Source organism: Streptomyces sp. NPDC030798 (assembly GCF_055572275.1).
Genome location: NZ_JBVIDR010000002.1, coordinates 221191 through 245752, shown reverse-complemented (window position 1 = coordinate 245752; position 24562 = coordinate 221191). Strand labels below are relative to the sequence as shown.

General features: G+C 72.3%; 20 protein-coding genes. 11 read left to right on the top strand and 9 right to left on the bottom strand.

What is annotated here, in order from left to right; all coding sequences use genetic code 11:
- Together ACZ404_RS05620 and iolC are read right to left on the bottom strand one after the other, a co-directional pair.
- Positions 1-885, bottom strand: coding sequence for a Cgl0159 family (beta/alpha)8-fold protein (locus tag ACZ404_RS05620; RefSeq protein ID WP_468436240.1), 885 nt, complete (start codon positions 883-885; stop codon positions 1-3).
- 59 nt (positions 886-944) lie between these two features.
- Entirely contained in the window at positions 945-1895 is a 951-nt protein-coding gene (iolC, locus tag ACZ404_RS05615; protein WP_468436238.1) for a 5-dehydro-2-deoxygluconokinase, read from the bottom strand.
- Positions 1896-2020: 125 nt separating this feature from the next.
- Between iolC and ACZ404_RS05610 the strand changes: the two genes are divergently transcribed.
- The 3 genes from ACZ404_RS05610 (at position 2021) to ACZ404_RS05600 (ending at position 4008) form a co-directional block, all read left to right on the top strand.
- Positions 2021-2935, top strand: a complete 915-nt coding sequence (locus ACZ404_RS05610) for a sugar phosphate isomerase/epimerase family protein (protein ID WP_468436236.1) — start codon at positions 2021-2023, stop codon at positions 2933-2935.
- 256 nt (positions 2936-3191) lie between these two features.
- Positions 3192-3392 (top strand): helix-turn-helix transcriptional regulator, encoded by a 201-nt coding sequence (locus tag ACZ404_RS05605; protein WP_468436234.1) that lies wholly within the window; start codon positions 3192-3194, stop codon positions 3390-3392.
- A gap of 52 nt (positions 3393-3444) precedes the next feature.
- Positions 3445-4008: a GNAT family N-acetyltransferase gene (locus ACZ404_RS05600; RefSeq protein WP_468436232.1), complete on the top strand. Its 564-nt coding sequence runs from the start codon at positions 3445-3447 to the stop codon at positions 4006-4008.
- Here ACZ404_RS05600 and ACZ404_RS05595 read toward each other — a convergent pair.
- Entirely contained in the window at positions 3989-5032 is a 1044-nt protein-coding gene (locus tag ACZ404_RS05595) for a zinc-dependent alcohol dehydrogenase family protein (RefSeq protein ID WP_468436231.1), read from the bottom strand. The two genes, ACZ404_RS05600 and ACZ404_RS05595, sit on opposite strands and share 20 nt — an antisense overlap.
- A gap of 160 nt (positions 5033-5192) precedes the next feature.
- The gene (locus tag ACZ404_RS05590; protein ID WP_468436229.1) at positions 5193-7412 is read right to left on the bottom strand and encodes an MMPL family transporter; all 2220 of its coding nucleotides are present in this window, start codon (positions 7410-7412) and stop codon (positions 5193-5195) included.
- A gap of 180 nt (positions 7413-7592) precedes the next feature.
- On the opposite strand from ACZ404_RS05590, the gene ACZ404_RS05585 reads away from it, so the two are divergent.
- From ACZ404_RS05585 to ACZ404_RS05570, 4 genes are all read left to right on the top strand, one after another.
- Positions 7593-8234, top strand: a complete 642-nt coding sequence (locus tag ACZ404_RS05585) for a TetR/AcrR family transcriptional regulator (protein ID WP_468436227.1) — start codon at positions 7593-7595, stop codon at positions 8232-8234.
- 169 nt (positions 8235-8403) lie between these two features.
- Positions 8404-9354 carry a PrsW family glutamic-type intramembrane protease gene (locus ACZ404_RS05580; protein WP_468436225.1) on the top strand — a complete coding sequence of 317 codons (951 nt, stop codon included), beginning with the start codon at positions 8404-8406 and terminating at the stop codon, positions 9352-9354.
- A 74-nt stretch (positions 9355-9428) separates the two neighbouring features.
- Positions 9429-9668 carry a heavy-metal-associated domain-containing protein gene (locus ACZ404_RS05575; protein WP_468436223.1) on the top strand — a complete coding sequence of 80 codons (240 nt, stop codon included), beginning with the start codon at positions 9429-9431 and terminating at the stop codon, positions 9666-9668.
- 86 nt (positions 9669-9754) lie between these two features.
- Positions 9755-12007 (top strand): heavy metal translocating P-type ATPase, encoded by a 2253-nt coding sequence (locus ACZ404_RS05570; RefSeq protein ID WP_468436221.1) that lies wholly within the window; start codon positions 9755-9757, stop codon positions 12005-12007.
- A gap of 622 nt (positions 12008-12629) precedes the next feature.
- Here the strand turns inward: ACZ404_RS05570 and ACZ404_RS05565 are convergent.
- The gene (locus ACZ404_RS05565; protein ID WP_468436219.1) at positions 12630-13919 is read right to left on the bottom strand and encodes a citrate synthase; all 1290 of its coding nucleotides are present in this window, start codon (positions 13917-13919) and stop codon (positions 12630-12632) included.
- A 237-nt stretch (positions 13920-14156) separates the two neighbouring features.
- Positions 14157-16415, bottom strand: a complete 2259-nt coding sequence (gene recD2, locus ACZ404_RS05560) for an SF1B family DNA helicase RecD2 (protein ID WP_468436217.1) — start codon at positions 16413-16415, stop codon at positions 14157-14159.
- 196 nt (positions 16416-16611) lie between these two features.
- Here recD2 and ACZ404_RS05555 point away from each other — a divergent pair, with 196 nt between their 5' ends.
- Entirely contained in the window at positions 16612-17523 is a 912-nt protein-coding gene (locus ACZ404_RS05555) for a ribokinase (protein WP_468436215.1), read from the top strand.
- A gap of 181 nt (positions 17524-17704) precedes the next feature.
- On the opposite strand, the gene ACZ404_RS05550 is transcribed toward ACZ404_RS05555, so the two are convergent.
- Genes ACZ404_RS05550 through ACZ404_RS05540 form a run of 3 tightly spaced genes read right to left on the bottom strand, consistent with a single transcriptional unit; the run spans position 17705 to position 20840 of the window.
- Positions 17705-18544, bottom strand: a complete 840-nt coding sequence (locus ACZ404_RS05550; protein WP_468436213.1) for a sugar phosphate isomerase/epimerase family protein — start codon at positions 18542-18544, stop codon at positions 17705-17707.
- Complete coding sequence (locus ACZ404_RS05545) at positions 18541-19692, bottom strand: dihydrodipicolinate synthase family protein (protein ID WP_468436211.1); 1152 nt, start codon at positions 19690-19692, stop codon at positions 18541-18543. Before ACZ404_RS05545 ends, ACZ404_RS05550 begins: the two co-directional genes overlap by 4 nt.
- On the bottom strand, positions 19689-20840 hold the full coding sequence (locus ACZ404_RS05540) for a Gfo/Idh/MocA family protein (RefSeq protein WP_468436209.1): 1152 nt from the start codon (positions 20838-20840) through the stop codon (positions 19689-19691). The genes ACZ404_RS05545 and ACZ404_RS05540 overlap by 4 nt, the downstream gene beginning before the upstream one ends.
- Before the next feature lie 278 nt (positions 20841-21118).
- Between ACZ404_RS05540 and ACZ404_RS05535 the strand changes: the two genes are divergently transcribed.
- The 3 genes from ACZ404_RS05535 to ACZ404_RS05525 all read left to right on the top strand — a co-directional run bounded on the left by ACZ404_RS05535 (position 21119) and on the right by ACZ404_RS05525 (position 24441).
- On the top strand, positions 21119-22165 hold the full coding sequence (locus ACZ404_RS05535) for a LacI family DNA-binding transcriptional regulator (RefSeq protein ID WP_468436207.1): 1047 nt from the start codon (positions 21119-21121) through the stop codon (positions 22163-22165).
- A 530-nt stretch (positions 22166-22695) separates the two neighbouring features.
- Positions 22696-23622, top strand: coding sequence for a bifunctional helix-turn-helix transcriptional regulator/GNAT family N-acetyltransferase (locus tag ACZ404_RS05530; protein WP_468436205.1), 927 nt, complete (start codon positions 22696-22698; stop codon positions 23620-23622).
- Positions 23623-23640: 18 nt separating this feature from the next.
- A complete protein-coding gene (locus ACZ404_RS05525; protein WP_468436204.1) occupies positions 23641-24441 on the top strand; it encodes a sugar phosphate isomerase/epimerase family protein in 801 nt (266 codons plus the stop codon).
- Positions 24442-24562 lie beyond the last annotated feature (121 nt).

Sequence of the window (24562 nt, the reverse complement as noted above, 5' to 3'; positions counted from 1 at the left end):
TCACAGCAGTCCTACGGCGGTGTCCACGGCGGCGGCCACGTCGCCGTCCGCCGGGTACAGCAGCGAGCGGCCGACCACCAGGCCGCGCACGGTGGGCAGTTGCAGCGCGCCGCGCCACTTCTCGTAGGCGGCGACCTGGTCCTCGGGCGAGTCCCCTATGTCGCCGCCGAGCAGCACGGCCGGCAGGGTGGAGGTCTCCATCACCTGGGCCATGTCGTCGGGGTTCTCGCTGACCGGCACCTTCAGCCACGTGTAGGCCGAGGAGCCGCCGAGGCCGGAGGCGATGGCGATGGACTTGGTGACCGCCTCCGCGGACAGGTCGTTCTTCAGCCTGCCCTCGGGGGTGCGGCGGCTGATGAACGGTTCCACGAAGACGGGCAGCCGGCGCGCGGCCATGTCGTCGATGGCGCGGGCGGTGGACTCCAGGGTGGTCAGGGAGCCCGGGTCGTCGTAGTCGATGCGCAGCAGCAGCTTGCCGGCGTCGAAGCCGAGGCGCTGGATGTCGGCGGGGCGGTGGCCGGTGAAGCGGTCGTCCAGCTCGAAGCTGGCGCCCTGCAGGCCGCCGCGGTTCATGGAGCCCATCACGACCTTGTGCTCGAGCGCACCGAGCAGCAGCAGGTCGTCGAGGATGTCGGCGGTGGCGAGGACGCCGTCGACGCCGGGCCGGGACAGCGCCAGGCACAGCCGCTGAAGCAGATCGGCACGGTTCGCCATGGCGAGCCTGCGGTCGCCGACGCCGAGCGCGCCGCGGGCCGGGTGGTCGGCGGCGACGATCATGAGCCGGCCGTCCTCGTTCAGCAGCGGCCGCCGGGCCCTGCGGGTGGCCGCCTCGGCGATGGCCTCGGGGGCTTGCGTCCGGATCCGGACCAGCTCGGCCACGTCCACGGACGGGCGCCGGACTCCGTCGCCTCCGTGCGGGTGCGTGCCGGCGACGCGGCCCGCCCTCACAGCACCGCTCCGGCCTCGAGCGCGGCGGCCACCTCGTCGGGGGTGGGCATCGCGGAGGAGCACTCCAGGCGGGAGGCGACGATGGCGCCTGCCGCGTTGGCGTGCCGCATGATCGTCTCCAGGTCCCAGCCGGCGAGCAGGCCGTGGCAGAGGGAGCCGCCGAAGGCGTCCCCGGCGCCGAGCCCGTTGAGCACCTTCACGGGGAGGGGCGGGACCTCGGCGGACTCTCCGGAGGCGCTGACCGCCAGGACACCCTTGGGTCCCTGCTTGACCACGGCGATCTCGACCCCGGCGTCCACCAGCGCCCGCGCCGCCGCGTGCGGGTCGCGGACGCCGGTGGCGACCTCCACCTCGTCCAGGTTGCCGACGGCCACCGTGGTGTGGCGCAGGGCCTCCGCGTAGAAGGGGCGGGCCTCGTCCGGATGCGTCCAGAACATGGGGCGCCAGTCGAGGTCGAAGACCGTCGTACCGGACTTGGCCCGGTGGGCGAGGGCCGCGAGGGTCGCCGTACGGCTCGGTTCCTCGCTCAGTCCCGTGCCGGTGACCCAGAAGATCCGGGCGTCCCGGATGGCGTCCAGGTCCAGCTCGTGCGCGTCGATCTCCAGGTCCGGGGCCTTGGGCTGCCGGTAGAAGTACAGCGGGAAGTCGTCCGGCGGGAAGACCTCGCAGAAGGTGACCGGGGTCGGCAGCCCCGAAACCGGGGTGACCCAGCGGTCGTCGACGCCGAAGCCGCGCAGCGCCTCGTGCAGATAGGCGCCGAACGCGTCGTCCCCGGTGCGGGTGACCACTGCGGTGCGCCGGCCCAGCCGGGCCGCGGCCACCGCGACGTTCGTCGCCGACCCGCCGAGGAACTTGCCGAAGGACGACACCTGGGCGAGCGGAACGCCGGTTTGCAGCGGGTACAGGTCCACTCCGATCCGCCCCATGGTGATCAGGTCGTACGCCATCGGCTTCCCTTCGTCACGGCTCTCCCCGGCTTTCTAGTCCCCTCGCCAGATCCCTGTCAATATTTTGTCCAGACATTCGGACCAGAGCTTGACACCGCTTTCCGCGGCCCCGCACGCTGACGGCCATGACGTCCTTGTCACCCTCCTCACTGTCCCGCATCCGGATCGGGTCGGCGCCCGACTCCTGGGGTGTCTGGTTCCCCGACGACCCCCGGCAGGTCCCCTGGCAGCGCTTCCTCGACGAGGTCGCCGACTCGGGTTACGAGTGGATCGAGCTGGGCCCCTACGGCTATCTGCCGACCGACCCGGCGGTGCTCGCCGACGAGACCGCCCGGCGGGGCCTGAAGGTGTCGGCCGGCACGGTCTTCACCGGCCTGCACCACGGCGCGGCCGTGTGGGACACGACCTGGGCGCACGTCTCCGACATCGCCGCCCTGACCCGGGCGATGGGCGCCCGCCACCTGGTCGTCATCCCGTCCTTCTGGCGGGACGACAAGACCGGCCAGGTGCTGGAGCCCGCCGAACTGACGCCCGAGCAGTGGCGCAATCTCACCTCGCTGACCGAGCGCCTGGGCCGGGAGGTGCGCGAGCGCTACGGCCTGACGATCGTGGTCCACCCGCACGCCGACACCCACATCGACAGCGAGGAGAACGTCACCCGCTTCCTCGACGGCACCGACTCCGAGCTGGTCTCCCTGTGCCTGGACACCGGGCACTACGCCTACTGCGGCGGGGACAGCGTCAAGCTGATCGAGACCTACGGCGAGCGCATCGGCTATCTGCACCTCAAGCAGGTGGACCCGGAGATCCTGGCCGACGTGCGCGCCCAGGGCACGCCCTTCGGTCCGGCCGTGGCGCAGGGCGTGATGTGCGAGCCGCCGGCCGGGGTGCCCGAGCTGGGGCCGGTGCTCCAGGCGGCGCAGAAGCTGGACGTCGACCTGTTCGCGATCGTCGAGCAGGACATGTACCCCTGCGACCCGGACAAGCCCCTCCCCATCGCCCGCCGCACCCGGGCGTTCCTGCGCTCCTGCGGGGCGTGACCACCGGCGGTCCGGCCCCGGACGGCGGGGCCGGACCGCCTCTGCCCCGTGCTGCCGGTGTGTCACAAACACCTCAGCGGTGTCACGGGTGTCGCAGCTACGCGGATGGCCGGTCACATCGGGGCGACAGGCGCTGTCCGGTCGTCACGCACCGTCGTTGACCGGGCACAGGCTTGGTGATCGCCAGCGCAGCGCCCGGCTCCCCCGACGGCCGTCCCCCGGCCGCCGCCGCGGCGCGCGCGGGGAGGTGCAACTCATGACCGACCGAAGGCTCTGGTCCTACAAGGAGATCGCGGCGCACATCCGGGTGCAGCCCGACACCGTACGGTCCTACCGCAAGCACGGCCTGCTGCCTCCACCCGACCACGTGGAGGGCGGCAGGCCCTACTGGTACGCCGAGACCGTCCGCGCCTGGGTCGCCTCCCGCCCGGGCAACCGGGGCCGCAGCAAGGGCTGACGGCGCGGAAAACGACCTGTGCCCCACCTGCGCCGTGGGGCACAGTCGTGCCATGAGTTTCTCCGTCAAACCCGTGCTGACCGGCCGGAAGACCGTCCTGCGGCCCTTCACCGAGGCCGACGCCGACACCATGTGGGAGATCGTCGCCGACCCCGAGGTCGTCCGCTTCACCTACGAGCCGTCGACCGATCTCACCCCGGAGCGGCTGCGCTCCTGGTACGGCACCCGGGCGGGCGCCCCCGACCGGCTCGACCTCGCCGTCACCGACCCCGCGAGCGGGGAGGTGCTGGGCGAGGTCGTCCTGTACGACTACGACCCGGCCGCCCGCAGCTGTACCTTCCGCACCCTCATCGGTCCCCGGGGACGCGGCCGCGGCATCGGCACGGAGGCGACCCGGCTGATCGTCGCGCACGGCTTCGCCCAGCTCGGGCTGCACCGCATCGAGTTGGCGGCTTACGCCCACAACCACCGCGCCCTGCGCGTCTACGAGAAGGCCGGTTTCGTCGTCGAGGGCGTGCGGCGCGAGGTCCAGCGGCGGGACGGCGCCTGGGCCGACGAGGTGATCATGGCAATCCTCGACCGGGAGTGGGCCGCCCTCAGCGCCACGGCTCGATGACGGTGAGCCCCGCACCCGGGGCCGTGCCGAGCGCCGCGAGGGCTGCCGGGGCCGCGTCGAGCGGGATCGTCCGCGTGACCAGCAGCTCGGGACGCAGCACCCCGGCTCCCACCAGCTCCAGCATCGCCGGGTAGGCGTGCGCCGCCATGCCGTGGCTGCCGAGGAGTTCCAGCTCCAGCGCGATGGCGCGGGCCAGCGGGACGGGGGTGGTGCCGTCCGGCGAGGGCAGCAGGCCCACCTGGACGTGCCGGCCCCGGCGGCGCAGCGAGCCGACGGAGGCCGCGCAGGTGGCGGGCGAGCCGAGGGCGTCGAGGGAGAGATGGGCGCCGCCGCCGGTCAGCTCGCGGACGGCCGCCGCCGGGTCGGACACTCCGGTCGCGTCCAGGCACCGGGCGGCGCCGAACTTCCGGGCCAGTTCGAGGGCCCCCGGCGAGACGTCGACGGCGACCACCCGGGCACCCGAGGCGGCCGCGATCATCACCGCCGACAGCCCGACCCCGCCGCAGCCGTGCACCGCGACCCACTCCCCCGCCGCCACCCGGCCCTGCTGCACCACCGCGCGGAAGGCGGTGGCGAAGCGGCACCCGAGGGCGGCCGCCGTCGCGTACGTCATGCCCTCCGGGATCGCGACCAGGTTGACGTCGGCGTGGTCGAGGGCGACGTACTGCGCGAAGGAGCCCCAGTGGTGGAAGCCGGGCTGGATCTGGCGCTCGCACACCTGCTGGTCCCCGGCCGCGCAGGACGGACAGCCGCCGCAGGCGCAGACGAACGGCACCGTGACCCGGTCGCCGGGCCGCCACCCGGTCACCCGGGCGCCCACCGCCTCGACGACACCGGCGAGTTCGTGCCCCGGCACGTGCGGCAGGGTGATGTCCGGGTCGTGGCCCATCCAGCCGTGCCAGTCGCTGCGGCACAGCCCGGTGGCCTCGACCCGCACCACGACCCCGTGCTCGGCGGGCACCGGGTCGGGCACCTCCCGCACCTCGGCCGGCCTGCCGTACTCCTCGAACACCACCGCGCGCATGCGCCCCTCGCATCCTCTTCGGCCGGACCGCCGGCCCCGGTCCCGCGCCACGCCCACGTGCCCCGGGCGGATCGACGGCTCCACGACGTGCACGGTGCCGTACCCGGCAGGGCTCACGCCACCCGGAACCTGCCCTGCCCCGCATCAGGGGCCCGGGTCCTCACACTCCCGCCGTCTCCCGCTCCTCCGCGGGCGCGGTCGGTGCCTCGCCCTCGCTGAGGCCGAAGCGCTGGTGGAAGCGGCGCAGCGGGGCCGGGGCCCACCAGGTGGCACGGCCCGTGAGCCGCATGATCGCCGGGACCAGCAGGCTGCGCACGACCATGGCGTCCATCAGCACCGCGAGCGCGATGCCGAGGCCGAGCATCTTGGTGTTGGTCACCCGCGAGGTGCCGATCGCCACCATGACCACGGCCAGGATGACCGCCGCCGCGGTGATCAGCCCGCCGGTGCGCTGCAGGCCGTGCCGCACCGCCTCGTTGTGGTCGCCGGTGCGGTCGTACTCCTCCTTGATGCGGGAGAGCAGGAACACGCCGTAGTCCATGGAGAGGCCGAAGGCCACGCAGAACATCAGCACGGGCAGTGTGGTCTCGATCGAGCCGGAGCTGGTGAAGCCGAGCGCCCCGGACAGATGGCCGTCCTGGAAGACCCAGACCACGGCGCCGAACATCGCCGTCAGACTCAGCGCGTTGAGCACCACGGCCTGCAGGGGTATGAGCACGCTTCCGGTGAGCAGGAAGACCAGAAGCAGCGTGACGACCGCGATGAACGCCCCGGCCCACGGCAGCCGTTCCCCTATCGCGTGCTTGGAGTCGACCAGGACGGCGGCCGTGCCCGTCACCTTGGTGCCGAAGGGGGCCTTCACCGAGCGCAGATCGCCCACCAGCCGCTGGGCGGCGTCGTCCACGGCCTCGCCCCTCGGCTGCACCGTGAAGTAGGCCGTATCGCCCTTGACCAGCGGTCCGTCGACCCGGACCACCTCGGGCAGCGCGGCCACCCGCTGCTTGTAGGCGGCGTACTGCGCCTTGGTGGCCTTCCCCTCGGCGAGCACCTCGAGCCCGCCGCCGGGACTGCCCGGGAAGCCGTCCCGGATGTGCTGCTGCACCACATGGGACTCGGCACCCGACGGCAGCTGGCGGTCGTCGGCCGTGCCGAACTTCACGCCGAGGAAGGGCAGCCCGAGGATCATCAGCAGGGCGGTGGTGCCGATGGCGAAGAACGGGGCGCGGCGCATCACCAGGGCGGCCGTCCTCGCCCAGCCCGTGCCCTGCGCGCCCGAGGGCTCCCGGTGCCGGCGGAACAGGCGGCGCAGGTCGAGGGAGTTGACCCGGTGTCCCAGCAGTATCAGCGCCGCCGGGAGCAGGATCAGCGCGGCCGCCGCGGCGAGCAGGACGACGGCGATACCGGCGTAGGCGAAGGACCGCAGGAAGTACTGCGGGAAGAGCATCATGGCGGCCAGTGACACCGCGACGGTGAGGGCGGAGAACAGCACCGTGCGCCCGGCCGTGCGCAGCGTCGTGCCGATCGCCGTCAACGGGTCGGCGCCCGTGGACAGTTCCTCGCGGTAGCGGCGGACGATGAACAGTGCGTAGTCGATGGCGAGGCCGAGGCCCAGGGCCGTGGTGAGGTTCAGCGCGAAGACGGAGACGTCCGTGAAGGTCGTCAGGCCGCGCAGCGCCGCGTTCGTGCCGAGGATGGCGACGACGCCGATGCCCAGCGGCAGCAGGGCCGCGACGGCGCTGCCGAAGACCATCACCAGCAGCACCAGGGTGATCGGCAGGGCGATCATCTCGGCGCGGGTCAGGTCCTCCTTGATGATCGTCTGCATCTCGTGCCGCACCGCGACGATGCCTCCGACCTTCACCCGGACCGGGCCGTGCGTGCCCCGGTAGTGGGGGGCTATGCGGTCCAGGGTGCGGCCCATGGCGTTCTCGTCGCCGGTGATGCGGGCGGCGATCAGCGCCTCGTGGCCGTCCTTGGCGCGCAGGGCGGGAGCCGCCGAGGGGGCGGCCTGCCAGTAGGAGCCGACGCCGGTCACGCCCTTCTCCCCGGCCAGCCGGGTGGCCAGGCGGCGGGCCTCGGCGGCGACCGCCCGATCGTCGACCGAGGCGCGGCCCGAGTTCACCAGGAGCAGCAGGTTGGGCTGGGAGTCGGGGAACCCGCGCTCCAGCGCCTTGGTGGCGTAGGTCGACTCGGCGGCCGGGTCCTCCCAGCCGCCGCTGCCCAGATGGTCCGCGACCCCGCTGCCGGCCAGCACGGCCAGCGCCGTGAGCACCAGGGCCACGAGCAGCGACAGGCGCGGTCGGGCGGTCACGAATCGGGTCCAGCCCCCTGGACGGGGCGGCCCGTCCCCCGGGTGCGGTGCCGTGTTGACTTCGGTCATCGTGCGGTGTCCCCTTCACCTTGACCCATGTCTGTGCAGGCAGGCAGCCGTCTGTGCGGGCAGGCAGCACGGGTCGGTCATTGCCATAGACTGGCAAACACGAGAGATCGCTCGCGTTTCTCAAGAATGCGAGCGGCCACTCGCGTTTGTCAATCGCCTTCGAAGGGCTGGGGATAACGCGTGTCCGACACCTCGGAGAAGGAGCAGCCGCGCCGCCGCCAGGCACGCGGCGAGCGCCGCATCGCACAGCTCCTCGCCGCCGCCGCCCAGGTCTTCTGCACCACCGGCTACACGGCGGCCAGCACCAACGCGATCGCCCGCGAGGCCGGCGTCTCGCCCGGCACGCTCTACCAGTTCTTCCCGAACAAGGAAGCGATCGCGATCGAGCTGGGCGACCGTCTCATGCACGAGATGCGGGAGACCTACGGCGCCGCACTGACGCCGGTCGACCCCGCCACTCCGCTGGAGGAGGCCATCGGCTCGGCCGTCGACCGGTTCATCGCGTTCAACACCGAGCACCCGGTCTTCTTCGCGCTGATGCACGGCCCGGACGTGCCCGGCCGGATCGCCGAGGCGCACGACCAGCTGCACGCCACCCTCGTCGGCCGGATCGAGGACCTGCTCGCCTCCCTGCTGCCCGACGCCGCCTCCCCGGCCGACGTCACCCGCACGGCGCACGTCTGCCTCGGCATCTACAAGGCCGGCCTGGAACTGGTCCTCGCCCACGAGGGCGCCGAGCGCGCGGCCTACGTGCAGGAGGTCAAGAACGTCCTGATCCGCTACCTCGCCCCCCTCGTCGGCGACCGACTCGGCCGAACCTGACCCCGAGAGGGCCCGACGCGAAGAGCACCTGATTCGAAGAAGGCTCACCCGAGGAGAGCCTGTCACCCCCCCGGCCCGACGGGATCCCCGGACTGCGGCACAAGGCACGTCTGCATAGGGTGCGGGATGAATCGCCCAGCAGGTGCCCAGGAGTCCGAGGGGGACCGCCGTGACCCACTCCCCGCAGCCCGGCGCGCCCCGCGCCCGCATCCCCGGCCCGCAGCAGCCGCCACCGCCGTACCCCCGGATCGCGAGGGGCCTGTGGAAGCGCTGCCTGGCCGGCGGCCTCGCGCTGTGGACCCTGGCCGCCCTGGCGACGTACACGACCGGGACCCGCACCCTGCTGCCCGTTCTCGTCCTGCTCGGCGGCTTCCTGGTCCCCGTGGTCTTCGTGCTGTGGGCGTACGAGCGGCACGCGCGCGACCTGGGCGTCAGCGCGGTCCTCGGCTGCTTCCTGGCGGGCGGCGCGCTCGGCGTGCTCGCCGCCTCGGCGGTGGAGCCGTATCTGCTCCACCCCTCCCTGGGGATGTTCATCGGCGTCGGCCTGGCCGAGCAGGCGGCCCAGCTCGGCGCGCTGGTGTTCGCGCTGCGCCGGCAGCCCGGCATCCGCGGGACGCGCGCCGGGCTGGTGCTCGGCGCGGCGGCCGGCTGCGGCTTCGCGGCCCTGGACAGCTGCGGATACGCGCTCGACGCGGCCCTGCGCGCACCGGGCACCGGCGCCGGGACGCTGCTGGAGACCGAGCTGCTGCGCGGGGTGGTCGCCCCCGTCGGATGCGGGCTGTGGACAGCGGTCGCGGGCGGCGTGCTGCTGTCCTTGCGCCGCCCGAACGGGCAGTTCCGGCTCGCCGCGCCGGTCGTGCGCACCTTTCTCGGCGTCGGTGTGCTGCACGCTCTGTGGGACGCCTCGCACGGAGTCGCGGGCCGGCTGGTGGCGCGCCTGACCGGGATCGCCCCGCCCCCGCAGCCCTTCGCGCCGGGGCGCACCCGGTGGCCCGGCGCCGGACAGGAGCATCTGTTCGCGTTGTTCTCGGTCGGCGGCCTGGTACTCGTGGCCCTGCTCGGGGTCGCCTGGGTGCGCTCGCTGGCACACCGGGACCTCCCTTGGAGGAATACCCCCTAGGGGTATAGTCTGGGGAGTGTGGGGCCCCCCCTTGACCCCACCGGCACCACACGCCCCGGACGAGGAGTAATGACATGACCGCCCAGACCGACACTTCGGGCCACGTCACCACCGTCTACCAGGTGACCGGCATGAGCTGTGGCCACTGCGAGGGCTCCGTCTCCGGTGAGATCTCCCAGATCCCCGGCGTGAGCTCGGTGAAGGCCGTCGCGTCCACCGGCGAGGTGACCGTCGTCTCCGAGGCGCCGCTCGACGACGAGGCCGTGCGCGCCGCCGTGGACGAGGCCGGCTTCGAACTGGCCGGCCGGGCCTGAGCGACATCCTTCACTTCACCGACCGGGCCGTGCCGACCAGCTGATACTGGATCCGTACGGCCCGGTCCGATGTCTGGAGTACGGACATGACCAGCACCACCGCCACACCGGCGAGCGCGATAGTCGGCAGTTCCGAGGCCGAGCTGCTCATCGGCGGGATGACCTGCGCCTCCTGCGCCGCGCGGGTGGAGAAGAAGCTCAACCGCATGGACGGCGTGAGCGCCACCGTGAACTTCGCGACACAGAAGGCGAAGGTCCGCTGCGCCCCGGGCGTCGAGGTCGCCGACCTGATCGCGACCGTGGTGAAGACCGGCTACACCGCGGAGCTGCCCCCGCCGCCGGAGCCCGAACCGGAGGCACCGGAGGCGGGCGCGGAGCAGGACCCCGAGCTCGCAGCACAGCGCCACCGCCTCCTGGTCTCCGCGCTGCTCGCCGCCCCCGTCGTCCTGCTCGCCATGGTCCCCGCGCTGCAGTTCGACAACTGGCAGTGGCTCTCGCTGACGCTCGCCGCGCCGGCCGTCGTCTGGGGCGGTCTGCCCTTCCACCGGGCCGCCTGGACCAACCTGCGGCACGGCGCCGCCACCATGGACACGCTCGTCTCGGTCGGCACGCTGGCCGCGTTCGGCTGGTCGCTGTGGGCGCTGTTCTTCGGTGACGCGGGCATGCCCGGCATGCACGACGAGTTCCGCTTCACCGTCTCCCGGACGGACGGCGCCTCGACCGTCTATCTCGAGGTCGCCGCCGGAGTCGTCGCGCTGATCCTGCTCGGCCGCTATCTGGAGGCCCGCTCCAAGCGCCGCGCCGGGGCCGCCCTGAAGGCGCTGATGGAGCTGGGCGCCAAGGACGTCGCCGTGCTGCGGGACGGGCGCGAGGTGCGTGTCCCGGTGGCCTCCCTGTCCGTCGGCGACCGGTTCGTCGTACGGCCCGGCGAGAAGATCGCCACGGACGGCACGGTCGTCGAGGGCGTCTCCGCCGTCGACGCGTCCATGCTGACCGGCGAGTCCGTGCCGGTGGACGTCGGCCCCGGCGACCGGGTCACCGGTGCCACGGTCAACGCGGGCGGCCGGCTGGTGGTGGAGGCGACCCGGGTCGGCGCCGACACCCAGCTCGCCCGGATGGCGCGACTGGTGGAGGACGCGCAGAACGGCAAGGCCGAGGTGCAGCGCCTCGCCGACCGGATCTCCGCCGTCTTCGTGCCGGTGGTCATCCTCATCGCGCTCGGCACCTTCGGCGTCTGGCTCGGCGTCACCGGGGACACGGTCGCCGCGTTCACCGCCGCCGTCGCCGTGCTGATCATCGCCTGCCCCTGCGCGCTGGGCCTGGCCACCCCGACCGCGCTGATGGTCGGCACCGGCCGGGGCGCCCAGCTCGGCATCCTCATCAAGGGCCCGGAGGTGCTGGAGTCCACCCGGCGCGTCGACACGGTCGTCCTGGACAAGACCGGCACGGTCACCACCGGCCGGATGACCCTCCAGGAGGTCCACGTCGCCGACGGCGAGGACGAGAAGGAGGTGCTGCGGCTCGCGGGCGCCGTCGAGCACGCCTCCGAGCACCCGGTGGCCCGCGCGATCGCCACCGGCGCCGAGGAGCGCACCGGAGCCCTGCCTCCCGTCGAGCACTTCGCGAACGTGCCGGGCCGGGGCGCCCGCGGGCGCGTGGCGGGCCGCGAGGTGGCCGTGGGGCGGCTGTACGACGATCTCCCCGAGGAGCTGGCCCGGGCCCGGCACGCGGCCGAGCAGGACGGCCGTACGGCCGTGACGGTCGGCTGGGACGGGCAGGTGCGCGGCGTCCTCGCCGTTGCCGACGCGGTCAAGGAGACCAGCGCCGAGGCGGTACGTGAGCTGCGCACACTGGGACTCGCGCCGGTGCTGCTCACCGGGGACAACCGCACGGTCGCCGAGGCGGTCGCGCGGACGGTCGGCATCGACGCCGGGAGCGTGTACGCGGAGGTGCTCCCCGAGGACAAGGTGGAGGTCGTACGGCGGCTGCAGCGCGAGGGGCGCGCCGTGGCCATGGTCGGTGACGGCGTCAACGACGCGGCCGCGCTCGCCACCGCCGATCTGGGGCTGGCGATGGGCACCGGGACGGACGCGGCGATCGAGGCCGGCGATCTCACCCTGGTCCGCGGGGACCTCCGGGTGGCGGCGGACGCCATCCGGCTCTCCCGGCGCACTCTCGCCACCATCAAGGGCAACCTGGTGTGGGCCTTCGGGTACAACGTGGCCGCGCTGCCGCTGGCCGCCGCCGGGCTGCTCAACCCCATGATCGCGGGCGCGGCGATGGCCTTTTCCTCGGTGTTCGTGGTGACCAACAGCCTGCGGCTGCGCCGCTTCCGTTGACCCCGAGGTGTTACCGGGGGTTCGGCCCGGCGGATGTAAGAGTCCCCCTAGAGTCCGGCGCGAGCCTCACATAAGCTCTTCACAAGGCTCGCGCATCATCCTTACGCTGGAGCCTCGATCGGCGTATCGGGGCTCTTGCGCATCTATAGGACATATGCAAGAGACGCAGATCACAGTGATGCGAACGTAACCATCGAAGGGCTTCGAAGGTCTAAGTTGGCGATGTCAGACCAGCGTCTTGGGGGGCGCTGACTGGCATCTGGGGATGTCTTGGGGGACTTCCTCAGAGATGCGTTGCCGGGGCACGTACACCGGGAAGCTTTGAGCGGCCCTCCCAGCGTGCTTGTCCCGGCAGATCGCACCGCATCACTGGAGTACGACGAGTTCTGCTCGTTGTGCTCGGACAGCGATTCAGGCGCTGTCTCTCCGAGCGCCCGGCCGGATCCCGTGGGGGGAATCCGCACCGGGACATGGGAAGGCGCCCTGGTCGTCGGCCCGTGGGGGGACCGGCGCTCCAGGGCGCCTTCTGCTCTGCGTCGTCAGTTGCTGCCGGGCGCCGGTTGCGTGCGCCGACAGGCGGCGTCCGAGAGGCTCGCGCACTCCCGGACGCCCGGGGGAAGGCTCAGCGCTCCTCGACGGGAACGAAGTCGCGCTCCACCACACCCGTGTAGATCTGGCGCGGGCGGCCGATGCGGGAGCCCGGCTCCTTGATCATCTCCTGCCACTGGGCGATCCAGCCCGGCAGCCGGCCGAGGGCGAACAGGACGGTGAACATCTCGGTCGGGAAGCCCATGGCCCGGTAGATCAGACCGGTGTAGAAGTCCACGTTCGGGTAGAGGCTGCGGGAGACGAAGTAGTCGTCCGAAAGCGCGTGCTCCTCCAGCTTCAGCGCGATGTCCAGCAGCTCGTCGGACTTGCCGAGTGCGGACAGCACATCGTGCGCGGCGGCCTTGATGATCTTGGCGCGGGGGTCGAAGTTCTTGTAGACCCGGTGGCCGAAGCCCATCAGGCGGACGCCGTCCTCCTTGTTCTTCACCTTGCGGATGAAGGAGTCGACATCGCCGCCGGAGGCCTGGATGCCCTCGAGCATCTCCAGCACCGACTGGTTGGCACCACCGTGCAGCGGGCCCCACAGGGCGCTGATGCCGGCGGAGATCGACGCGAACATGTTGGCCTGCGACGAGCCCACCAGGCGGACCGTCGACGTCGAGCAGTTCTGCTCGTGGTCCGCGTGCAGGATGAGCAGCTTGTCCAGCGCGGAGACGACGACCGGGTCGAGCTCGTACTCGTCCGCCGGCACGGAGAAGGTCATACGCAGGAAGTTCTCGACGTAACCGAGGTCGTTGCGCGGGTAGACGAACGGGTGACCGATCGACTTCTTGTACGCGTACGCCGCGATCGTCGGGAGCTTGGCGAGCAGGCGGATCGTGGAGAGGTTGCGCTGCTTCTCGTCGAACGGGTTGTGGCTGTCCTGGTAGAAGGTGGACAGCGCAGAGACGACCGAGGACAGCATGGCCATCGGGTGGGCGTCGCGCGGGAAGCCCTTGTAGAAGTTCTTGACGTCCTCGTGCAGCAGGGTGTGCCGCGTGATGTCGTTCTTGAACGTCGTCAGCTCGTCGACGGTCGGCAGCTCACCGTTGATCAGCAGGTACGCCACCTCGAGGAAGGTGGAGCGCTCGGCCAGCTGCTCGATGGGGTAGCCGCGGTAGCGGAGGATGCCCGCCTCGCCGTCCAGGTAGGTGATGGCGGATTTATAGGCGGCCGTGTTGCCGTAACCGCTGTCCAGAGTCACCAGACCGGTCTGGGCGCGGAGCTTCCCGATGTCGAAGCCCTTGTCACCGACGGTGCTGTCGACCACCGGGTAGGTGTACTCGCCGTCGCCGTACCGCAGTACTACAGAGTTGTCGCTCACGTCTTCCCTCACCGACGTAGTGCCTCATCTTCGAGGTGCCCTGACTGTCTCTACCATCCCCCATTTGGCTCAGGAGAGTGCACTCGGGGTCGACCATTGGGCCTATTGGCGGCACTCAGTGCCGCCAACCTGCTCATCCTGCCCCCTCCGGCGGGCATCTGGAAGTGCTCTGTGACCTTCACGACTCGTTTGATCGATCATTTTTTACGAAGCCGCCCGGAAGCCGGTCCGGACCGCTCAGGAACCGCTCAGTCTGAAGTCCAGTGCCGTACAGCGCCTGCCGGCCGACACCGTGCGCACCGCCTGCCCGATCGCCTTGCGCGAACCGACCAGGACGACCAGCCGTTTCGCCCGCGTCACCGCGGTGTACAGCAGGTTCCGCTGGAGCATCATCCAGGCACCGGTGGTGACGGGAATCACCACCGCGGGATATTCACTTCCCTGCGAACGGTGGATCGTCACGGCGTACGCGTGCGCCAGTTCATCCAGTTCGTCGAATTCGTACGGAACCTCCTCGTCCTCGTCCGTCAGCACCGTCAGGCGCTGGTCGACCGGGTCGAGCGAGGTGACCACGCCCACGGTGCCGTTGAAGACGCCGTTCTCCCCCTTCTCGTAATTGTTGCGGATCTGGGTGACCTTGTCGCCGACACGGAACACCCGGCCGCCGAACCGCTTCTCCGGCAGGTCGGGCCGGCCGGGCGTGATGGCCTGCTGGAGCAGGCCGTTGAGGGTGCCGGCACCGGCCGGTCCCCGGTGCATCGGTGCGAGCACCTGCACGTCCCGGCGCGGATCGAGGCCGAACCTGGCCGGGATCCGCCGCGCGGCCACGTCCACGGTGAGCCGGCCGGCCTCCTCGGTGTCGTCCTCCACGAACAGGAAGAAGTCCTTCAGGCCGTCGGTGAGCGGATGCTGCCCGGCGTTGATCCGGTGCGCGTTCGTCACGACGCCCGACTGCTGGGCCTGCCGGAACACCCGGGTGAGCCGCACCGCGGGGACGGGGCTGCCGTCGGCGAGCAGGTCGCGCAGCACCTCGCCGGCGCCGACGCTGGGCAGCTGGTCCACGTCCCCGACGAAAAGCAGATGGGCCCCCGGCGGCACGGCCTTGACCAGCTTGTTGGCGAGCAGCAGGTCCAGCATGGAGGCCTCGTCCACGACGACCAGATCGGCGTCCAGCGGCCGGTCCCGGTCGTACGCCGCGTCGCCGCCGGGCTTGAGCTCCAGCAGGCGGTGGACGGTGGAGGCCTCGGCCCCGGTCAGCTCGGCCAGCCGCTTGGCGGCGCGCCCGGTGGGGGCGGCCAGCAGCACCTTGGCGCGCCTGGCGCGGGCCAGTTCCACGATCGAGCGGACGGTGAAGGACTTGCCGCAGCCCGGGCCGCCGGTGAGCACGGCGACCTTCTCGGTCAACGCGAGCTTGACCGCGGACTCCTGCTCGGGCGCGAGATCGGCCCCGGTACGCGTCTTCAGCCAGCCGAGGGCCTTGCCCCAGTCGACGTCCCGGAAGCCGGGCATGCGGTCCTCGTCCGTGCGCAGCAGGCGCAGCACCTGGCCGGCCAGGGAGAGTTCGGCGCGGTGGAAAGGCACCAGGTACACGGCGGTGACGGGCTGTGCCGCGTCCCCCTCCGGCCCGGGCACCTTCTCCCGCACGACCCCGGGCTCCTCGCCCTGCTCCCCCGGCTCGGCCAGCTCGGCGAGGCACTCGATGACGAGCCCGGTGTCGACCTGGAGCAGCTTGACGGCGTCGGCGATCAGGCGCTCCTCGGGCAGGTAGCAGTGCCCCTGGTCGGCGGACTGGGAGAGCGCGTACTGCAGCCCCGCCTTGACCCGGTCCGGGCTGTCGTGCGGGATGCCGACGGACTGGGCGATCTTGTCGGCGGTGAGGAAGCCGATGCCCCAGACGTCGGCGGCCAGCCGGTAGGGCTGGTTCTTGACGACCGAGATCGAGGCGTCGCCGTACTTCTTGTAGATCCGCACCGCGATGGAGGTGGAGACCTCGACGGTCTGGAGGAAGAGCATGACCTCCTTGATCGCCTTCTGCTCCTCCCAGGCGTCGGCGATCTTCTTCGTCCGCTTGGGCCCGAGGCCGGGCACCTCGATGAGCCGCTTGGGCTCCTCCTCGATGATCTGGAGCGTGTCGAGCCCGAAGTGCTGCGTGATGCGGTCGGCGAAGACCGGCCCGATGCCCTTGACCAGGCCGGAACCGAGGTAGCGGCGGATGCCCTGGACGGTGGCCGGCAGGACGGTCGTGTAGTTCTCCACGTGGAACTGCTTGCCGTACTGCGGGTGCGACCCCCAGCGCCCCTCCATCCGCAAGGACTCCCCGACCTGGGCACCGAGCAGCGCGCCGACCACCGTGAGCAGATCGCCGCCGCCTCTTCCGGTGTCGACCCGGGCGACGGTGTACCCGTTCTCCTCGTTGGCGTACGTGATCCGCTCCAGCACCCCTTCGAGCACGGCCGGCCGCCGCTCCGCACCCGAGGTCCCCGTTTGTTGAGCCATGCCCCGACGGTACCGGCGGGGGGTGACAGTGGTACGGGCAGTGCCATCGCCCCGGTTCGCGGGCCGGGGAGGCTGTCGTGGTCGTAGGCTTCGACGGCGTTCCCGGCGGTTGCAAGGCCGTCATGGACGGTGCCGGTGGGGTGGGCGGGTGGTGGCCGGGAGCACTCGCCCGGGTATCTCTCAGGGGAGTCACATCATGGACGACTACGACCTCCTGGTCGTGGGTTCGGCAAACGCCGACCTGGTCATAGGCGTCGAGCGCAGACCCGCCGCCGGCGAGACGGTGCTCGGCGGCGACCTGGCCGTGCACCCCGGCGGCAAGGGCGCCAACCAGGCGGTCGCGGCCGCCCGGCTCGGTGCCCGTACGGCCCTGTTGGCGCGGGTCGGCGACGACGGGCACGGCAGGCTGCTGCTGGACTCGCTGCGCGCGGCCCGGGTGGACACGATCGGCGTGCTGGTGGGCGAGGCGCCGACGGGTGTCGCGCTGATCACGGTGGACCCGTCGGGCGACAACAGCATCGTCGTCTCGCCCGGCGCCAACGCCCGGCTCACCCCCGGCGACGTGAGGGCCGCCGTCAGCCTGTTCCTCGCCTCACGCGTGGTGTCGGCGCAGTTGGAGATCCCGCTGGAGACGGTCGTGGAGGTCGTGCGCAACCTGGCGGACGGCAGCCGGTTCGTGCTCAATCCCTCCCCGCCGCGCCCGCTGCCGACGGAGGTGCTGGCCGCCTGCGACCCGCTGGTCGTCAATGAGCACGAGGCCCGCGTCATCCTGGGCGAGGCGTGTGTGAGCGAGGAACCGGCCGACTGGGCGCGGCTGCTGCTGGCCAAGGGCCCGCGTTCGGTGGTGGTGACCCTGGGCGCGGAGGGGGCGCTGGTGTGCGACTCCTCCGGGGTGACCCGGGTGCCGTCGATGAAGGTGGACGCGGTGGACACGACCGGCGCCGGGGACGCGTTCACGGCCGCCCTGGCCCGGGAGCTGGGGTCGGGTGCCGCCCTGGCCGAGGCGGCGGCCTACGCGGCCCGGGTCGGCGCGGCGGCGGTGACGAAACGGGGTGCTCAGGAGTCGTATCCGACGGAGGCCGAGGTCGAGGCCCTCGGCGGCGTCTAGGTTTCCGCCGCCCGACTTTCGAGGGGGCGCCCGGTCCGTCGACCGGGCGCCCCCTCGGGTTTCCCCTCCCTGTCAGAACCCCGTGATCCCCCCCGGGTCCCCCACCAAGGTCCTGACGCCTGCTACGACACGAGAGGCCGGGGAAGGGTTGCACGGCCTCGCGGATTTTTTTCCGGGAGGATTACCCGTCGATCACGTGTACGAGGAACCGCTCTGCCGTTTCGGTGAGGACCTCGCGCCCGTCCCTCGACCACAGCCCCTCGTTGAACAGCTCGACCTCGATGGGACCGGTGTAGCCCGCCGCCTCCACGTACCCCTTCCACTCCCGCATGTCGATCGCGCCGTCGCCGATCTGGCCCCGGCCGTTCAGGACGCCCTCGGGCAGCGGGGTGGTCCAGTCGGCGAGCTGGAAGGTGTGGATGCGGCCGGACGCGCCCGCGCGGGCGATCTGGGCGGGGGCCTGGTCGTCCCACCAGATGTGGTACGTGTCGACGGTCACCCCGACCTGGTGGGCGGGGAACCGTTCGGCGAGGTCCAGGGCCTGGGCGAGGGTGGAGACCACGCACCGGTCGGACGCGTACATGGGGTGCAGCGGCTCGATGGCGAGGCGTACGCCGTGCTCCTCGGCGTACGGCGCCAGCTCCGTCAGGGCGTCCGCGATGCGCTCGCGGGCCGCCCCCAGGTCCTTGGAGCCGGCCGGGAGCCCGCCGGAGACCAGGACCAGGGTGTCGGTGCCGAGGGTGGCCGCCTCGTCGACGGCGCGACGGTTGTCGGCCAGGGCCGCCGCGCGCGCGTCCGGGTCGATGGCCGTGAGGAACCCGCCGCGGCACAGGGTGGTGACGGCGAGGCCCGCGTCGCGGACGAGCTTGGCGGTCTTCTCCACGCCGTGGTCCTGGACCGGCTCGCGCCACAGGCCCACGCCGGGCACGCCCGACCGGACGCAGGCGTCGACCAGTTCGGGCAGCGAGAGCTGCTTGACCGTCATCTGGTTGATGGAGAAGCGTTCGAGTCCGGTGCTCATCGGTTCACCCCGTACAGCGCCAGGAGGTTCTTCATCCGCTCTTCGGCCAGCTTCGGGTCCGGGAACAGGCCCAGACCGTCGGCGAGTTCGTAGGCGCGGGCGAAGTGCGGCAGCGAGCGGGCCGACTGCAGGCCGCCGACCATCGTGAAGTGGGACTGGTGGCCCGCCAGCCAGGCGAGGAAGACCACTCCCGTCTTGTAGAAGCGGGTCGGCGCCTGGAAGAGGTGCCGGGACAGTTCGACGGTCGGGTCGAGCAGGGCGCGGAAGCCCGCCGTGTCGCCGGTGTCCAGCACCCGTACCGCCTCGGCGGCCAGCGGGCCCAGCGGGTCGAAGATGCCGAGCAGGGCGTGGCTGAAGCCCTGGTCGTCGCCCGCGATCAGCTCGGGGTAGTTGAAGTCGTCGCCCGTGTAGCAGCGCACGCCCTGCGGGAGGCGGCGACGCAGGTCGATCTCGCGCTGGGCGTCCAGCAGGGAGACCTTGATGCCGTCGACCTTGTCCGGGTGGGCCGCGATGACCTCGAGGAAGGTCTCGGTGGCCGCGTCGAGGTCGGCCGAGCCCCAGTAGCCCTCCAGCGCCGGGTCGAACATCGGGCCCAGCCAGTGCAGGACGACCGGCTCGGCGGCCTGACGGAGCAGGTGGCCGTAGATCTCGAGGTAGTCCTCGGGGCCGGAGGCGGCGGCGGCCAGGGCGCGGGAGGCCATGAGGATGGCCTGGGCGCCGGCCCCCTCCACGACCGCGAGCTGCTCCTCGTAGGCGGCGCGGATCTCGGCGAGGGTGCCGGCGGTGAGCTGGTCGGTGCCGGCTCCGCAGGCGATGCGGCCGCCCACGGCGCGCGCCTCCGCGGCCGAGCGGCGGATGAGCTCGGCCGCGCCGGCCCAGTCCAGGCCCATGCCGCGCTGGGCGGTGTCCATCGCCTCGGCGACGCCGAGCCCGTGGGACCACAGGTGGCGGCGGAAGGCGAGGGTGGCGTCCCAGTCGACGGCGGCGGGCGAGTCGGGCGAGACGTCGGCGAGCGGGTCGGCGACGACGTGCGCCGCCGAGAAGACCGTACGGGAGGCCAGCGGGGAGCCGGGGCTCAGGTCGAGGGGTTCGGTGCGGGGTTCGTAGGCGCGCAGACCGCCGTCCGGGGAGGGGAGGTGGAGGGTCACGGCGCGATCTCCGGGACGTCGATGCGGCGGCCCTCGGCCGAGGACTGCAGGCCCAGTTCGGCGAGCTGGACGCCGCGGGCGCCGGCCAGCAGGTCCCAGTGGTAGGGGGCGTCGGCGTAGACGTGCTTGAGGAACAGCTCCCACTGGGCCTTGAAGCCGTTGTCGAACTCGCCGTTGTCCGGGACCTCCTGCCACTGGTCGCGGAAGACCTCGGTGGCGGGGACGTCCGGGTTCCAGACCGGCTTGGGGGTGGCCGAGCGGTGCTGGACGCGGCAGTTGCGCAGACCGGCGACGGCGGAGCCCTCGGTGCCGTCGACCTGGAACTCGACCAGTTCGTCGCGGTTGACGCGGACGGCCCAGGAGGAGTTGATCTGGGCGATCGCGCCGCCGTCCAGCTCGAAGATGCCGTAGGCGGCGTCGTCGGCGGTGGCGTCGTAGGGCTTGCCGTTCTCGTCCCAGCGCTGGGGGATGTGGGTGGCGGTGAGGGCCTGGACGGACTTCACCCGGCCGAACAGCTCGTGCAGCACGTACTCCCAGTGCGGGAACATGTCGACAACGATGCCACCGCCGTCCTCGGCACGGTAGTTCCACGAGGGGCGCTGGGCGGGCTGCCAGTCGCCCTCGAAGACCCAGTAGCCGAACTCGCCGCGCACGGACAGGATGCGGCCGAAGAAGCCGCCGTCGATGAGCCGCTTCAGCTTGATCAGGCCGGGGAGGAAGAGCTTGTCCTGGACGACGCCGTGCTTGATGCCGGCCGCGGCGGCCAGCCGGGCGAGGTCCAGGGCTCCTTCGAGACCGGTGGCGGTCGGCTTCTCCGTGTAGATGTGCTTGCCCGCCGCGATCGCCTTCTTGACGGCCTCCTCGCGGGCGGAGGTGACCTGGGCGTCGAAGTAGATGTCGACGGTCGGGTCGGCGAGGACCGCGTCGACGTCCGTCGATAGGTGCTCCAGGCCGTGCCGGTCGGCCAGCGCCCGCAGCGCGTGCTCGCGGCGGCCGACGAGGATCGGCTCGGGCCACAGCACGGTGCCGTCGCCGAGGTCGAGGCCGCCCTGGTCGCGCAGGGCGAGGACCGACCGGACGAGGTGCTGGCGGTAGCCCATGCGCCCGGTCACGCCGTTCATGGCGATACGCACCGTCTTGCGTGTCACGTGAGTTCCCTTCGTGGGCGCCGGACGCCCGACCTGTTTGTACAGCGTCAGCCGTGCAGCAAGCGCTTTCTACACACGAAGAAGCTAGCCTCTGACCGGTGGTCCGGACAAGACCTGGTCCACTTCGAGATGTTCGAGGGGGCGAACAAACGGGGCGGTTGGCCTTAAGGTCTGCTCGACACCGCACGGAACCGTGCCCGTGCGCGGCTTGTCTACGAGGACGTACGAGGATCCATGCGCAACACATGGCGCGAGATGCGCGACCGGAGGACGACGAGATGACGGTGACCCTGGCGGATGTGGCGGCCCGCGCACAGGTCTCCCCCGCGACGGTGTCGCGCGTGCTGAACGGGAACTATCCCGTCGCCGCCTCCACGCGTGAGCGGGTGCTGCGTGCGGTGGACGAGCTGGACTACGTCCTGAACGGTCCGGCCAGCGCCCTCGCGGCGGCGACCTCCGATCTGGTCGGCATCCTGGTCAACGACATCGCGGACCCGTTCTTCGGGATCATGGCGAGCGCGATCCAGGGCGAGATCGGGGGGCCCGGCGGGCGTGCGGGCGGTGAGCGGCTGGCGGTGGTCTGCAACACCGGTGGGTCGCCGGAGCGGGAGCTGACGTATCTGACGCTGCTGCAGCGGCAGCGGGCCGCGGCCGTGGTGCTGACCGGCGGGGCCGTGGAGGACGCGCCGCACGCGGCGGCGGTGGCGGCGAAGCTGCGCAAGCTGGCCGACGCCGGGACCCGGGTGGTGCTGTGCGGGCGGCCGCCGGCGCCGGACACCCAGGCCATCGCGCTCACCTTCGACAACCGAGGCGGCGCCCGCGCCCTCACCGACCACCTCGTCGGCCTCGGCCACCGCCGGCTCGGCTACATCGCCGGGCCCGAGGAGCGCACCACCACCCGGCACCGGCTGGAGGGCCACCGCGCGTCCCTGGAGGCGGCCGGCATCGAGGAGAACCCCGCCTGGACCGTGCACGGCCGCTACGACCGCCGCTCCGGCTACGAGGCCACGCTGGAGCTGCTCCGGCGCGATCCCTCCCTCACCGCCGTCGTCGCCGCGAACGACTCCGTCGCCCTCGGCGCCTGCGCCGCCCTGCGCGAGTCCGGCCTCCGCATCCCCCAGGACGTCTCGGTCGCCGGCTTCGACGACCTCCCGTTCAGCATCGACTCGGTCCCGTCCCTGACGACGGTGCGACTGCCCCTGTCGGAGGCGGGGGCCCGTGCGGGCCGCATAGCGATGGGCCGCGAGGAGCCGCCCCCGGGCGGTATCGCCTCCATCCGCGGCGAACTGATGGTGCGGGGCTCCACGGGGGTCCCTCGGAGCTGAACACCGGGTCCCCGGAAAGGGCCCGGGCCCCGGGGCCTGCGCAGGGCGCCCGGGTTCCCCCGCGGCACCCGAAGGGCTGGGCCCCCGGGCCCCCAGAGGGGACCGGTTTGCGGGCGCGTGCGCAGGGCGCCCGGGTTCCCCCGCGGCACCCGAAGGGCTGGGCCCCGGGCCCCCAGAGGGGACCGGTTTGCGGGCGCGTGCGCAGGGCGCCCGGGTTCCCCCGCGGCGCCCGAGGGGCTGGGCCCGGTCCCTGGAGGCGGGCCCGGGTTCGAGGATGGGCGGCGGGCGCCATGCGCCGGCAAACCCGGCCGCCACGCCCCGTCCCTCGACAGAGACCTCCAGGCTCCCCACCGCAGCCGTCCCCCGTCCCCCGTCCCCCGGGCCCCAGGCGCCGATTCGCCCACGGTCCGTCCCCCGAAAACCGGTCTGCCGCGTCCTCAGGCACCGCTGTGTGCCGAGGGGTGGTCGGGTGGGCGGCGCGGACGTAGCCTCGGAGCATCTCTGACTCGGTCAAGTATCCGGGGGCGATCATGACGGTTCAGGACGTTCGCGCCTTCAATCGGTTCTACACGGGCGTGATCGGCGCCCTCGACCACGGCCGCCATCTCTACGCGCCGTACACGCTCACCGAGGCCCGTGTGCTGTACGAGCTGGCGCACTCCGCGCGGGTCGACGCGGCCGATCTGCGGGAGCGGCTGGCACTGGATGCCGGGTACTTGAGCCGGATCCTGAACAGGTTCGAGGAGGCCGGGCTGGTCGAGCGGGGGCCGTCCGAGGCGGATCCGCGCCGGCGGCGCATCACGCTCACCGGGCCGGGACGCGAGGCCGCGGGGCTCCTGGACGAGCGGGCGCGGGAGACGGTCGCTGCGCTGCTGGACACCGTGGCCCCGGACGACCGGCCACGGCTGGCGGCGGCGATGCGGACCATCCGGGACGTCCTCGGCGACCGGCAACCCGACGCCGAGTCCGTGCTGCGCGAGCCCCGGCCCGGTGACCTCGGATGGATCGTGCAGCGCAACGCCGCCCTGTACGCCGCCGAGTACGGCTGGAACGCCGACTACGAGGGCCTCGTCGCCCGGATCGTCGCCGACTTCGCGGAGGACCACGACCCGCATCTGGAGCGGGTGTGGATCGCCGAGCTGGCCGGGCGGCCGGTCGGATGCGTGATGTGCGTGCGGGACGACGTCCCGGGCACCGCCCGCCTGCGCCTGCTCCTCGTCGAGCCCGACGCGCGCGGGCACGGCGTAGGGGACCGGCTGGTCCGGGCCGTGATCGACTTCGCGCGCGGGGTCGGCTACCGCGACCTGGTGCTGTGGACCAACGACGTGCTCGAAAGCGCCCGTCGGCTGTACCAGCGGCACGGATTCGTACTCGTCGCCGAGAAGCCCCACCGTTCCTTCGGCAAGGACCTGATCGGCCAGGACTGGCGGCTTGCTCTGCACGGAACGGGCGAGTGAGCAGTAGGGTCCGTGACCATGAAGCTCGCGTTCTCCACTCTCGGTGTCCCCGGTCTGCCCGTCCAGGACGTCCTGGCGCTCGCGACCGCGCACGGCTATCACGGCGTCGAACTGCGCGCCCACCCGGAGGAACCGGTCCACCCCGGCCTCGCCCCCGCCGAACGCGCCGAGGTCGCCGCGCAGTTCAAGGCGGCCGGAGTGGAGGTCCTGGGCCTCGCCGGGTACGCGCGCGTGGCCGCACCCGGCGACGACACGCCCGTTCTCGACGAGATCCGCGCGCTGCTCCGGCTGGCCCACGACCTGGGCGCCCCGTTCGTCCGTGTGTTCCCCGGCGCCGATCCGGACCGCCCCCGCGAGGAGTCCGACGCCGTCGCCGCCCGGCGACTGGGGGCCGCCGCCGAGGACGCCGCCGCGCTCGGAGTGCGGATCCTGCTGGAGACCCATGACTCGCACCGCACCGGCGCCGACGCGATCCGCGTCCTCGGCCCGGTGGGCCACCGGCAGGTGGGCGCGCTGTGGGACGTGATGCACACCTGGCTGGGCGGTGAACAGCCCTCGGACTCCTACGCGGCCCTCGCCCCCCACCTCGGCTACGTCCAGGTGAAGGACATCGCCTCCGCGGACGACACGACCCCGCTGCCGCTCGGCGCCGGCGTCCTGCCGCTCACCGAGTGCCTGGACGTCCTGTCGCGGCACGGCTGGGACGGCTGGCTGTGCTGGGAGTACGAGAAGCGGTGGTACGAGGACGCCGCCCCGCTCCCGGACCTGTTGTCCGCCGGCCGGGACCACCTCGTACGGCTGCTGGGAGAGGCCGCGTAGCCGACACGACGGCCCGCCCGACGCCGGCGGGAATCACCGACCGGCCTCATGGGTCGCCACGGCTGCCCACCGAGGCGCCGTGCCGGCACGACGCCCTCCCCCGGCGCCCGGGACGTCCCAC

What these genes read in the sequence shown, in the direction of transcription:
- ACZ404_RS05595 (WP_468436231.1), bottom strand. Translation starts at nt 5,032, where the DNA reads ATGCGCGCGGTGGTGTTCGAGGAGTACGGCAGGCCGGCCGAGGTGCGG.
- ACZ404_RS05600 (WP_468436232.1), top strand. Translation starts at nt 3,445, where the DNA reads ATGAGTTTCTCCGTCAAACCCGTGCTGACCGGCCGGAAGACCGTCCTG.
- ACZ404_RS05605 (WP_468436234.1), top strand. Translation starts at nt 3,192, where the DNA reads ATGACCGACCGAAGGCTCTGGTCCTACAAGGAGATCGCGGCGCACATC.
- ACZ404_RS05570 (WP_468436221.1), top strand. Translation starts at nt 9,755, where the DNA reads ATGACCAGCACCACCGCCACACCGGCGAGCGCGATAGTCGGCAGTTCC.
- ACZ404_RS05530 (WP_468436205.1), top strand. Translation starts at nt 22,696, where the DNA reads ATGACGGTTCAGGACGTTCGCGCCTTCAATCGGTTCTACACGGGCGTG.
- ACZ404_RS05590 (WP_468436229.1), bottom strand. Translation starts at nt 7,412, where the DNA reads ATGACCGAAGTCAACACGGCACCGCACCCGGGGGACGGGCCGCCCCGT.
- ACZ404_RS05575 (WP_468436223.1), top strand. Translation starts at nt 9,429, where the DNA reads ATGACCGCCCAGACCGACACTTCGGGCCACGTCACCACCGTCTACCAG.
- ACZ404_RS05555 (WP_468436215.1), top strand. Translation starts at nt 16,612, where the DNA reads ATGGACGACTACGACCTCCTGGTCGTGGGTTCGGCAAACGCCGACCTG.
- ACZ404_RS05535 (WP_468436207.1), top strand. Translation starts at nt 21,119, where the DNA reads ATGACGGTGACCCTGGCGGATGTGGCGGCCCGCGCACAGGTCTCCCCC.
- recD2 (WP_468436217.1), bottom strand. Translation starts at nt 16,415, where the DNA reads ATGGCTCAACAAACGGGGACCTCGGGTGCGGAGCGGCGGCCGGCCGTG.
- iolC (WP_468436238.1), bottom strand. Translation starts at nt 1,895, where the DNA reads ATGGCGTACGACCTGATCACCATGGGGCGGATCGGAGTGGACCTGTAC.
- ACZ404_RS05550 (WP_468436213.1), bottom strand. Translation starts at nt 18,544, where the DNA reads ATGAGCACCGGACTCGAACGCTTCTCCATCAACCAGATGACGGTCAAG.
- ACZ404_RS05610 (WP_468436236.1), top strand. Translation starts at nt 2,021, where the DNA reads ATGACGTCCTTGTCACCCTCCTCACTGTCCCGCATCCGGATCGGGTCG.
- ACZ404_RS05525 (WP_468436204.1), top strand. Translation starts at nt 23,641, where the DNA reads ATGAAGCTCGCGTTCTCCACTCTCGGTGTCCCCGGTCTGCCCGTCCAG.